General features: G+C 65.7%; 7 protein-coding genes. 6 read left to right on the plus strand and 1 reads right to left on the minus strand.

Features of this window, described 5'->3' with window-relative positions:
• Window positions 1-314 precede the first annotated feature (314 nt).
• Window positions 315-665 carry a carboxymuconolactone decarboxylase family protein gene (locus tag H5T65_13215; protein ID MBC7260188.1) on the plus strand — a complete coding sequence of 117 codons (351 nt, stop codon included), beginning with the start codon at window positions 315-317 and terminating at the stop codon, window positions 663-665.
• A 16-nt stretch (window positions 666-681) separates the two neighbouring features.
• Here the strand turns inward: H5T65_13215 and H5T65_13220 are convergent, their stop codons facing one another.
• Window positions 682-1215 carry a GNAT family N-acetyltransferase gene (locus tag H5T65_13220; GenBank protein MBC7260189.1) on the minus strand — a complete coding sequence of 178 codons (534 nt, stop codon included), beginning with the start codon at window positions 1213-1215 and terminating at the stop codon, window positions 682-684.
• Between the two features lie 340 nt (window positions 1216-1555).
• Between H5T65_13220 and H5T65_13225 the strand changes: the two genes are divergently transcribed.
• The 5 genes from H5T65_13225 to H5T65_13245 all read left to right on the plus strand — a co-directional run bounded on the left by H5T65_13225 (window position 1556) and on the right by H5T65_13245 (window position 7363).
• Complete coding sequence (locus tag H5T65_13225) at window positions 1556-2656, plus strand: glycosyltransferase (protein ID MBC7260190.1); 1101 nt, start codon at window positions 1556-1558, stop codon at window positions 2654-2656.
• Window positions 2657-2670: 14 nt separating this feature from the next.
• Window positions 2671-3252, plus strand: coding sequence for an HDIG domain-containing protein (locus tag H5T65_13230; protein ID MBC7260191.1), 582 nt, complete (start codon window positions 2671-2673; stop codon window positions 3250-3252).
• Window positions 3253-3258: 6 nt separating this feature from the next.
• Entirely contained in the window at window positions 3259-4245 is a 987-nt protein-coding gene (locus tag H5T65_13235; GenBank protein ID MBC7260192.1) for a LysM peptidoglycan-binding domain-containing protein, read from the plus strand.
• A 400-nt stretch (window positions 4246-4645) separates the two neighbouring features.
• Window positions 4646-6454: an ABC transporter ATP-binding protein gene (locus H5T65_13240; GenBank protein ID MBC7260193.1), complete on the plus strand. Its 1809-nt coding sequence runs from the start codon at window positions 4646-4648 to the stop codon at window positions 6452-6454.
• A 21-nt stretch (window positions 6455-6475) separates the two neighbouring features.
• On the plus strand, window positions 6476-7363 hold the full coding sequence (locus H5T65_13245; protein MBC7260194.1) for an alpha/beta fold hydrolase: 888 nt from the start codon (window positions 6476-6478) through the stop codon (window positions 7361-7363).
• Window positions 7364-7679 lie beyond the last annotated feature (316 nt).

The raw sequence follows: 7679 nt of genomic DNA on the forward strand, positions 1-7679 counted from the left end.
ATTGCGCGGCTAGGTACGCCTCCTGACCTGGCCCCCCTCGCCGTGGGTGGGGGATGTAGAGCAAATTGCCAATTTGCTCTACGCCGAGCGAGTTGCCAATTTGCTCTACGCGGATGGGGAAGAATCGCCGCATGGTCGCGTGGGGCTAAACCCCCGCGCTGGGGTGTGCCGCGGGCGTGAGATGCTTCGGCGCTGCGCGCCCTTGCTATGACGGCCCAGGCTTTGGGCGCGGCTCAGCGGGCGCTATGCGATTGGCGCGATGGCGTGGCGCGTGATAAACTACCGCAACTTCGCACTTCGCACAAGGAGATCGTATGGGCAGTCGGTTGGAGGAGTTTCGGCAATTCCGCGAGCGCATGAACCAGCGCATCCTTGAGGAAGACAACCTGGTCATCAAGCGGTTCTTCGCCCTGGACACGCAGACCTACAACGAGGGCGCGTTGTCCACAAAGACGAAGGAGATGTTGGGCCTCGTGGCGTCCATGGTGCTGCGCTGCGACGACTGCATCGCCTATCACATCATCCGCTGCGTGGGCGAGGGCGTAACCCGCGAGGAACTGTTTGAGGTCTTCTCGGTGGCGCTGGTCGTGGGCGGCTCCATCGTGATTCCGCACCTTCGCCGCGCGGTGGCGCTGCTGGACGAACTGGAAGCGGGGCGACAGTAGCAGGTTGCGGGCGGCCCTACGGGGAGTCCGCGAACCAGGCCATGATGAAGTCGTCGTCGTATTCGCCGCGATGCTTCACCTGGCGAATGCGGTGGCCTTCGTACACGAAGCCGCACTTCTCGTAGAGGCGCTGCGCGACCTTGTTGGAGGCCCGCACGCCCAGGGTGATCTTCTCCAAGCCGACCGCCTTGGCCCAATCCTGGGCCGTCTGCATGAGCGCCAGCCCGATGCCCACGCCCCGATAGCCCTTCCTTACGCCGATGCCCAGTTCCGCCACGTGGCGGCAGAACTCGGCCCTGTGCTGGAACAGGGTGAGCCAGCCGACCAGCGCCCCCTTGTGCTCCGCGACGATGTACAGGTTGGGGGGCGACACGCTTCGGATGAACACCCGCTCGTCCTCAAGCGTTTGGTTGAACGAGGAGCGCAGCATGAACGCTTCCTCGGCGAACACCTCATTCAGCAGGCGGATGAGGGGCGCGGCGTCCGTGTCGCGCACATGGCGGATGATGATCGTCTTGCCGTCTTTCGTCGTGATCCGTTTCGGCAGCACGGGATGTCTCCTGGCGATAGGCCCTCGCGCTTTACGCCTGTCCGCGGCGGTTGAGAGCGAGGGCTAACGGCCGGTGGCCGTGCCCGCCACAGGCCGGGCATAGCATAGCCCGACCGCGCGGGGACGTCAAGCGGCGCCTCGGTTCCGACGTTTGTTGGTCGCGCCATGGGCACAGGTGCGACTCACTTCCGAAAGTGAGTCGCACCTTGGTCGCCAGCACAAGATGGAACCGAATCCAAGCAAGCGGCAGGCGGGCTTGCCCGACGGTGGGGGTTGTGATATACTCGGCGCATGGGCCGGGGCGCTCTGTCGCTGCCGGCGGTCTGTTTGAGAGGGGCTTGTGAACATTGCGATCGTCCACGACTGGCTGAACCAGATGGGCGGGGCCGAGGGGGTGCTGGAAACCCTCATGGCCATGTTCCCGGACGCTCCGCTCTATACGTCCATCTATTGGCGCGAGGGGATGCCCGATGCGTACAGGGCTTGGGACATCCGCACGTCGTTTCTGGACAGGTGGCCGCTGATCAAGCGCAAGCATCAGGTCTTCCTGCCGTTCTACCCGCTGGCCTTTGAGCGGTTTGACTTTGCCGGCTACGACCTGGTCATCAGCAACAAGAGCGGCTTCTGCCACGGGATCATCACGCCGCCCGAGACGCTGCACATCTGCTACTGCCTGACGCCGACGCGCTACCTGTGGGACACGGCCAACTACATCCGTCGCGAGGGGCTGGGCAGGCTGGCGCAGGCTGTGCTGGTGCCGTTCCTGGCGCAGTTGCGGATGTGGGATCGCCTGGCGGCGGATCGCGTGGATGCGTTCGTCGCCATCTCGCAGGAGGTGCGGCGGCGGATTGCCCGCTACTATCGGCGCAACTCGGTGGTCATCTACCCGCCTGTGCATACGGAAAGGTTTGAGCCTGCGGCGAAGCGCGACGACTACTACCTGGTCGTGTCGCGCCTGGTGCCCTACAAGCGCATTGACCTGGCCGTGGAGGCGTTCAATCGGCTGGGCAAGCCGCTGGTCGTCATCGGCGAGGGGCGCGACCGCAAGGCGCTGGAGGCCCTGGCGCGGCCCAACGTGTCGTTCCTGGGGCGGCTGCCCTTTGAGCAGGTGCGGGACTACATGGCGCGGTGCCGGGCGCTGATCTTCCCCGGCCTGGAGGATTTCGGCATCACGCCCGTGGAGGCGCAGGCCGCGGGCCGGCCCGTCATCGCCTTCGCCGGCGGCGGCGCGCTGGACACCGTGGAGGACGGGCGGACGGGCATCTTGTTCCCCGAGCAGACGCCCGAATCGCTCATGGCCGCGGTGGAGCGGTGCGAGCAGATGTCGTTTGATGTCGGCGTGTTGCGCGCCAACGCCGAACGTTTCAGCGTGGAGGAGTTCCAACGGCAACTCACGGCCTTCGTGGAGAAAGAACTGGCGCGGCATGGAAAGGCCGCGTGAATATGGGGGGAGATATGGTAACGAGAGAAGAAGCGTGGCGACTGCTCACCGAGCACAACAAAGAACCGGAGCACATCAAACACGCCATTGCCGTGGAAGCGGCCATGCGCGCATACGCCCGTAAGTTCGGCGAGGACGAAGAACTCTGGGGAATCGTGGGCCTCATCCACGACGTGGACTACGAAGAACACCCCACGATGGGGCCGGGCGAGCACCCCTTTGCCGGAGCGCAGATGCTAGAGGATTTGGGCTGGCCCGCCGAAATCGTCCGCGCCGTGCGTTCCCACGCCAACTACAGCGGGATCCCACGCCAAACGCCCCTGGAGAAGACCCTGTTCGCCGTGGACGAACTGACGGGCTTGGTCATCGCCGTGGCTCTGGTGCGCCCCAGCAAGAACATCGCCGACGTAGAAGTGAAGTCGGTCCGCAAGAAGTGGAAGGACAAAGCCTTCGCCCGAGCGGTCAACCGCGAGGAGATTGAGCAAGGTGCGGCGGAACTGGGCGTGGACCTGGAGGAGCACATCGCCACGGTGATTGAGGCGCTGAAGCCCGTCGCCGCTCAGTTGGGCATAGACGGCTCGCTCGCGCAGGGTTAGGGGGCCATGGACGCCCGACAACGCGAATCGGCCTTGCCCATCGCCCTGGTGCTGGTGGCCCTGGTGGCGCTGACCGCGCTGGCGGCGTTCTTGCCCAAGGCGTCGGGCCAACCCGTAGTGGCGTCGCCCACGCTCGTGGCCACTGCCGCGGACGAGTCCCCATCGCCATCGCCCCGCCCCACGCGAACCCCATCGCCCACGGCCACGGCGACGCCCACCCCGACGTTTACGCCCTTGCCGCCCATCATCCACATCGTGCAGAAGGGCGAGTCGGTGGGCATCATCGCCAAGCAGTACGGCGTCTCGGAGCGCGCTGTTCTGGAGGCCAACGGGTTGCAGCCCGATTCCATCATCCGCATCGGGCAGGAGTTGATCATCCCCCGTCCGACGCCGACGCCGGAGCCGGCCGCGACGCAGGTTCCGCCGACGGTTGAGGGCGCGGCGCTGGCCCCTGGCGAGCAGGTCTACGCCGTGGAGTCGGGCGACACGCTGTCGGGCATCGCCAAGAAGTTCAACACCAACGTCAACCTGCTGATGAGCCGCAACAACATCAAGGACCCGTCGCTGCTGCGGGTGGGGCAGACGATCATCATCCCTGTGGGCACGCCGACGCCGCTGCCCACGCCCACCTTCCGCCCGACCAGCACGCCCACGCCCGGCCCGCCGTATCTCGCGCCTGCGCTGCTGTGGCCGCCCGACGGCGCGGTGTATCGCGGCGAGGCGGCCACGGTATGGGTGCAGTGGGCCTCGGTAGGGCTGCTCGCTCCCGACGAGTGGTACGTGGTGCGCGTGTACCGGGGCGGGCAGGTCGTCGGCGAGGGGTGGACGAAGGCGAACGCCTGGCGTTTGCCCGCCGAACTGCGCCCGCCCACGGATGCCGCCGACCACCGCCTAACGTGGGAAGTGCTCGTCATGCGCCAGGATGGGCTGGAGCCAGGGAGGGGGACGGTGCTGGTGGGCCCAGGCGCGTCGCGATACTTGGAGTGGTACTGACCGCGGCGCATTGCCGAAAGGCTCGGCCCCATGTTATTTGGTGAACTGTGCGCACATTTTCCTCGTGCATCATGGCGAGAGACGCGACGCCATCTCGCCGGGCCTCATCCCCGCCAGACGCTGAAACATCTTGCTGCGGGCTGGCCGTGGGGGAGCAGCATGCTGTGCCCCCGCGTGGAGCAAATTGCCAATTTGCTCCACAACCCCTGCCCGCGCGAGGGGGGAAGCCGAGGGCGCGGGGATGAGATCTGCATGACCACGACGATGGCTTCGGGCGTTCCGCGCCCTTGTATGACGGTTACCAAAAGACTCGGGGTCCGAACCCTGCTCCTGCATGCTTTGGAACGCGGGCCGAGTGGTGGTAAACTCCCCGTAGTGTTTGCATGTGGAGGACTATCCCGTGAGGTCGCTTAGGTTTGTTTTCCACTGTGCGCGTAGGTATTCGCGGGCGCTTGCCCTCACTATTTTCAGCATGTTGTTGCTGGTGGGCGTGCAACTGGTGGCCCCGTGGATCGTCAAGACGATGATTGCCGCCGTTACAGAGGCCGACGCGGGGCCGGAGACGATGGGAACGGTTACGCGGCTTTCGCTGTTGGCTCTGGTGGTCTTTGTAGCGCGCGGGTTCTTCAGTTACCTGCGCAGTTACATGGCGCATGTCGCCGGGTGGAACGTTGTCGCCGATGTCCGCGCCGACCTGTACCGGCACCTGCAGCGCCTATCGCTCCGCTTTTATGAGGATAAGCAGACGGGGCAGTTGATGTCGCGCGTGGTCAACGACTCGGACTTGCTGGAGCAGTTGATCGCCCATGCCGTGCCCGACGCGCTGGTCAACGTGCTCATGCTCGTGGGCGTAACCGCCGTGCTGTTCAGCATGAGTTGGCAGTTGACGCTGCTGAGCATGATTCCCATCCCCCTCATCGCGCTGGCGATGCGGGGCGTAACGCGGTACGTCCGCCCGGCCTTTCGCGCGCGACAGGTGGAACTGGGCGAACTGAACGCCGCGCTGAACGACAACTTGTCGGGCATCCGCGAGATCAAGGCGTTCACCCGTGAGGATGCGGAAGCGGCCCATATCTGGGGCCACATTGTGAAGTATCGCGATGCCCTCCTGCGCGCCCTGCGCCTCATGGCGATGTTCCACCCGTTTGTGGAATTCGCGTCATCGTTGGGCACGATTGTACTCGTGTACTTCGGCGGCCAACTCGTGCTGAAGCAGATGCTGCCGCTGGCCGACTTGGTGGCGTTCTTCCTGTACCTGGAGATGCTCTACCAGCCCGTGCGCGCCCTCAGCGGCGCGTGGGAAAGCGTCCAGCAGTCGCTGGCCGGAGCGGAGCGTGTGAGCGAACTCCTGTCCCAGCAGCCGGACATGATGGACAGGCCCGATGCGGTGGAACTGAAGGGCCGGGCGAGGGGCGACATCCGATTTGAAAACGTGAGTTTCTGGTATCGGCCTGGGGATAAGGTTCTGGACAACATCAACCTGCATATCGCGCCCGGCGCGGTTGTGGCGCTGGTGGGGCCGACGGGCGTGGGCAAGACGACGCTGGCAAGCCTCATCCCGCGCTTCTACGACGTTTGCGAGGGGCGCATTACTCTTGACGGCTATGACATCCGGGATTTGACCCTGAAGAGCCTCCGGGGGCAGATCAGTATCGTGCTCCAAGATGTGTTCCTGTTCCACGGCACAGTGCGCGAGAATCTCCTGTTCGGCCGCCCCGACGCAACCGAAGAGGAGATGATTCGTGCAGCCAAGATCGCCAACGCCCATGAGTTCATCGCGCAGTTGCCCGACGGATACGATACGCTCATTGGCGAGCGCGGAGTGAAACTGTCGGGCGGGCAGCGGCAACGGCTGGCCATTGCGCGGGCCGTGCTCAGGGACGCGCCCATCCTCATCTTGGATGAGGCGACTTCGTCGGTGGACACCGAGACCGAGGCCCTCATTCAGCAGGCGCTGGAGCGACTCATGGTTGGGCGGACAACGATCGTCATCGCCCACCGCTTGTCCACCATTCGGAAGGCCGACAAGATCGCCGTCCTGGACGAAAGCCGTATCGTGGAGCAAGGCACCCACGAAGAGTTGATGGCGCGCGACGGGCTATACCGCCGCCTCTGGGAAATTCAGGGCGAGGCCCTGTCGGTGTGGGCGGCGTCGGAGCGGCAAGAAGCCCCGCTGACCGGACACGGGGGCGGATTAGACGTAAGGTGAAGTGACGGGAGGGAAGCGGTCATGAGGACACATGCGCATCGCATGGCTCCGTGGCCCGATCTGGAGACCCACGCCCGCAGGGTAACGCTTCCGACGAGCGGGGTCTCGCTGTTCGTGTACGACACAGGCCCCGCGGATGGGATGCCCTTGATCCTCATCCACGGCCTGGGCAACGAGGCCGACACATGGCGCTACGTCATCCCGCCGCTGGCGGAGCGTTTTCGCGTCGTCGCGCCGGATTTGCCCGGCTTCGGCCGCAGCGACAAGCCCAGGCGCGCCTACACCGTGCCTTTCTTCCGCGACGCGCTCCTGGAACTGCTGGACGTCCTCGCCATCCGCAGGGCGCAACTCGTGGGGCATTCCCTGGGCGCGATCATCGCCCACTTCGCCGCGCTGACCCACCCCGACCGCGTGGAGCGGCTGGTGCTTGTGGCGGGCGGGCTGTTGGCCCCCTCGCAGAAACTGGACGCGGCCACCCTGCTGTTCCTGATTCCGGGCGTGGGCGAGTTGCTGTACCGTCGGTTCCAGAGAAATCCCGACGCCGCCTACCGCTCGCTGGAGCCGTACTACTCGCGCCTGGACGACCTGCCGGAGCCCGAGCGGGCCTTCCTGTACCGGCGGGTTAACGAGCGGGTTCGGGATGAGGCCCAGCGCCGCGCCTTCTTCTCGGCGTTTCGGCGTCTGGCGTTGTGGTTGCCGTCGCAGCAGCGGGGCCTTCAGGAGGCGCTGGCGCGTCTGACGGTGCCGACGCTGGTGATTTGGGGCGAGGCGGATCGCGTCAACTCCGTGGCGAACGGGCAGGCGCTGGCGGCGGTGCAGCCGTCGGCGCGGCTGGTCATCGTGCCGGGCGCGGGGCACAACGTGCAGGAGGAAGCGCCGCGAGCCGTGGCCCAGGCCATCCTGGAGTGATCGCGAGCCACGGTCATCCTCGGATAGGTAACGTGCGACGCACGTTGTGCCCTGCCCGCCCGACGCTGAAGCATCGGGCTGAAGAGGCGAAGCCCTGCGGGCTGGGCATAGCCCCGAAGGGGGCTTTGCACCTGTAGCGCGGGGGTTCAGCCCCGCGCGGGCACACGCGCACGCGGCTTTCGCGCCCTTTCGTGTCCTTCGCGATCCAAACGCCCCCTCAGCGCGGGGGTTTAGCCCCGCGGGGCCGTGCGGCGATTCATCCCCACCCGCGTGGAGCAAATTGCCAATTTGCTCTGCATCCCCTGAACCCGCGGCG

The sequence above is a fragment of the Chloroflexota bacterium genome, assembly GCA_014360805.1.
GTDB lineage: Bacteria > Chloroflexota > Anaerolineae > DTLA01 > DTLA01 > DTLA01.

Coding starts and splice junctions, on each gene's coding strand:
- H5T65_13215 (MBC7260188.1), top strand. CDS start 315: ATGGGCAGTCGGTTGGAGGAGTTTCGGCAATTCCGCGAGCGCATGAAC.
- H5T65_13230 (MBC7260191.1), top strand. CDS start 2,671: ATGGTAACGAGAGAAGAAGCGTGGCGACTGCTCACCGAGCACAACAAA.
- H5T65_13235 (MBC7260192.1), top strand. CDS start 3,259: ATGGACGCCCGACAACGCGAATCGGCCTTGCCCATCGCCCTGGTGCTG.
- H5T65_13245 (MBC7260194.1), top strand. CDS start 6,476: ATGAGGACACATGCGCATCGCATGGCTCCGTGGCCCGATCTGGAGACC.